Origin of the sequence: Okeania sp. SIO2B9 (assembly GCF_010672505.1) — a bacterium.
Taxonomy (GTDB): domain Bacteria; phylum Cyanobacteriota; class Cyanobacteriia; order Cyanobacteriales; family Microcoleaceae; genus Okeania; species Okeania hirsuta.
Map to the genome: position 1 here is coordinate 1 of NZ_JAAHGK010000943.1, position 3,068 is coordinate 3,068.

The following is a 3,068-nucleotide window of genomic DNA, read 5'->3' on the forward strand; positions in this document are numbered from 1 at the left end:
GGTTCCCTTGTCTATGTCGAGTTCCTGCGGGGCACATGTCTAGGAAGAAATTCTAACCATTAAAGTAATGGAACAAGACCAAGGCTCTATTCCTCCTCCTCTTCTTCACTCCCAATTTGCTTGAGATGAATATGTTTGCGTCCCAGTGAAATAACAAACTCATCGCCCGGCTTCAAATCCATTTTTTTAGTGTAAATTAGTCTAAAGTTTATATGAAAGTTGTCAGTAAAACTTTCTATATCAGTTGGGCTTTCTACTAATCAGTATTAATATTTGAATTATTCAAACAATTTAATACCCATGTAGCCGAAGCCACCCATACCCAATTTAGACATAGCCTTGCTATAGTTTTTGGGGAAATCTTTAATCCAACCGTTTTTCTTCTTCCGGTTAGATCTTTCGTGACGATCACGATATTCTTTGGTGGATTTATCGTACATTTTTGCAGTTCTGAATACAGCTTTTTCTAAAGGCTTTAAAGCACGTGCCTGCTTTTTCTTTTTCCTTTTTTTCCTTTTAGCTGATTTACCATAGAGGGTTGATGGGGCACCACCAAAGTCATCATCACTTTGCAGTACGGTAACACTTTTTACATCTTCTTTCGCCACTTTATTTCTCCTTTGAATATTTTCTACTAAACTATAATTATTTTAGTAGATATTTATTTTTCGGGACTTAATAACTTGGATTTCCTGCTAATCGGTATTAATATTTGAATTATTCAAACAACTTAACACCCATTACACCCATTCCACTTCCACCCAACTTAGACATAGCCTTGTTATAGTTTTTGGGGAAATCTTTAATCCAACCGTTTTTCTTCTTTTTGTTAGATTTTTCGTGACGATCACGATACTCTTTACTAGATTTGTCATAGCTTTTAGCCATTGAAAATACCATTTTTTCAAAAGGCTTCAAAGCACGTGCCTGTTTTTTCTTTTTCTTTTTCTTACTTTTGGGGGACTTTCCATATAGGGTGTCTGGAGAGCCACCAAAGTCATCATCACTTTGGAGTACGGTAACGCTTTTTACTTCTTCTTTGGCCATTTTTTTCTCCTTGTATGGTTTCTACTTTAGTATATTGATATCTATCATAATTATAGCAGATTATTCTTGAAAATATTTAATCTTTATATACAGTTACCAATATTAACTGGGCACAAAGTAAGTATTCTAATTATCAATTAAACACTTTATAGATATACTGGACAAAACAAAATTCACTCATTAGAGATTGATTGGACTTTTACCGAATATCCAGAGAAAGTGAATAGAGTTAATGTGTAGGAATATACATACAATTTTAATTAAATCAGGATGAAAATTGTTCAAAAGTGTTACTTAATATTTATATATCTATATAATAATTAGGTCAAAGTTAAAATTGCTATCAACCTATTTTTTAGTATCTCATGGTAGTCGTGACCCACGATCGCTCCTAGAATTACACATACTAGCTGGACTTTTATCTAGGCAAATAAATTTAACTGGAAATTTGACAAGTAATGATCTTCTCAAATGTCCTTTGATTGGTACAGGAGTTTTAGAACTGGGACTTAAATCTCTGCACGAACAAATTGAAGATTTTTGGGAAAAAAGGCGATCGCTCTACATTAATCAAGTTAAAATTATACCTTTATTTTTATTACCTGGAGTTCATGTCACAGAGGATATTCCAGCAGAAGTAGAGGTATTCAGGCACAAGGTTAAAGCAAAGGAAAAAAGTAAGCAAAAATCTGAATTTAACTCAGAAACTTATAGCCAAAGTAAAATCACTCTATGCCCCTATATTGGTTCTCATCCAGAAATGGCACGTTTACTGGCAGCTAAAGTAACTTCCGTGACTGCTGATGCTTGGGTAGTTATTTCTCATGGTAGTCGTCGTCCTGGTGGCAATGAACCTGTGGAAAAAATAGCCGAGTCTCTTGCAAGTAGTTGTCAAGTTTTGGTTTGTACTGCTTATTGGTCTGTTTGTCCCGACCTGAAATCAAGAGTTGAAATATTAATCAGACAAGGATATCAAAGAATTGGAATTTTGCCTTATTTTCTGTTTAATGGGGGTATTACTGATGCGATCGCTGATACAGTTAATCAATTTACTCAAATATACCCTGCTATTAAATTCTGCCTGAGTGAACCTCTTGGGGCAACTGATGAATTAGCTAAATTAGTTTTGGACTTGATTAGCGAAACTGAATAGAAGGGAGTCGGAGGAATTTTGGGCATTGCTGAATTAAGGTATGAAAGTAGGTTTATAGGGAACACCGGATCTGGGAACACCGGATCTGGGAACAGTTAATATTAACAAGTAGTTCAAACCATCCAAAATAAAAAATCCCAAATACAAAATTATCAAATCATACCCAGAATCAGCAACGCCGAATTTTGAAAGATTCTCTTGAGAATTGACAAGAATTTTGATTAAGTCTAATGAATAAAACTTGATACTATAAAAAAATACCTCCCTAATTTATACTTGGGAGCCATAAAAAATGTAGATTTTGGGAAAGTTTTGGATTTATTATATAGAATCCCTGATCGTATCTTTGCAGGGGGTATGTGCTTTTGACTGCCGTCCTCAGAACTTAGTCGGTGGTGAAGTCAGGAGATTCAGGAACGAGAATAAGGCCAAAAGTGAATGAAACCCCTGGCCCTTCGGGTATTTCTTTCCTTCTCCGGAGGACCTACGCTAACAGAGAAGCTTTGCGTAGGGCAGTTGCTTCAATTCGGCGGGGCACCTATGGGGTGGGGGAGGCAGGTTTCGCCCACAGACGGGAACCTGAAGGGCGTACTGCACTCACCGCCCGATAGCGCAGCAGGTATAGCAATGTGCGCTGGCATATTTACACATTATTTTTTGTACACCTGTTCGCTTACTGCACTTTGAGCTGGACATTGTAAATACCTGAGCGCACATTGCTATAGTACACCAAGCAGGTTGAAATTTGCTTCTATCTCCCCATCTCCCCACATTCCCCTCCTGGGAGGGGTTAGGGGTGAGTCCCTATCTCTTTGTTAAATAGAACCCATTTGAGATCTATTTAACAAAGAGATAGGGACTCACCCCA

The 3,068-nt window shown here is 37.1% G+C and carries 3 protein-coding genes and 1 pseudogene; 1 reads left to right on the forward strand and 3 read right to left on the reverse strand.

Annotation, left to right across the window (positions count from 1 at the left end; translation table 11 throughout):
* Nucleotides 1–86: 86 nt before the first annotated feature.
* The 3 genes and pseudogenes from F6K13_RS25760 to F6K13_RS25770 all read right to left on the reverse strand — a co-directional run.
* A pseudogene (locus tag F6K13_RS25760) lies at nt 87–194 on the reverse strand (AbrB-like transcriptional regulator); the annotation flags it as partial.
* Between the two features lie 84 nt (nt 195–278).
* On the reverse strand, nt 279–608 hold the full coding sequence (locus F6K13_RS25765) for a hypothetical protein (RefSeq protein WP_124155348.1): 330 nt from the start codon (nt 606–608) through the stop codon (nt 279–281).
* Between the two features lie 109 nt (nt 609–717).
* Complete coding sequence (locus F6K13_RS25770) at nt 718–1,047, reverse strand: hypothetical protein (protein WP_124155349.1); 330 nt, start codon at nt 1,045–1,047, stop codon at nt 718–720.
* Nucleotides 1,048–1,384: 337 nt separating this feature from the next.
* On the opposite strand from F6K13_RS25770, the gene F6K13_RS25775 reads away from it, so the two are divergent.
* The gene (locus F6K13_RS25775) at nt 1,385–2,200 is read left to right on the forward strand and encodes a sirohydrochlorin chelatase (RefSeq protein ID WP_240041647.1); all 816 of its coding nucleotides are present in this window, start codon (nt 1,385–1,387) and stop codon (nt 2,198–2,200) included.
* Nucleotides 2,201–3,068 lie beyond the last annotated feature (868 nt).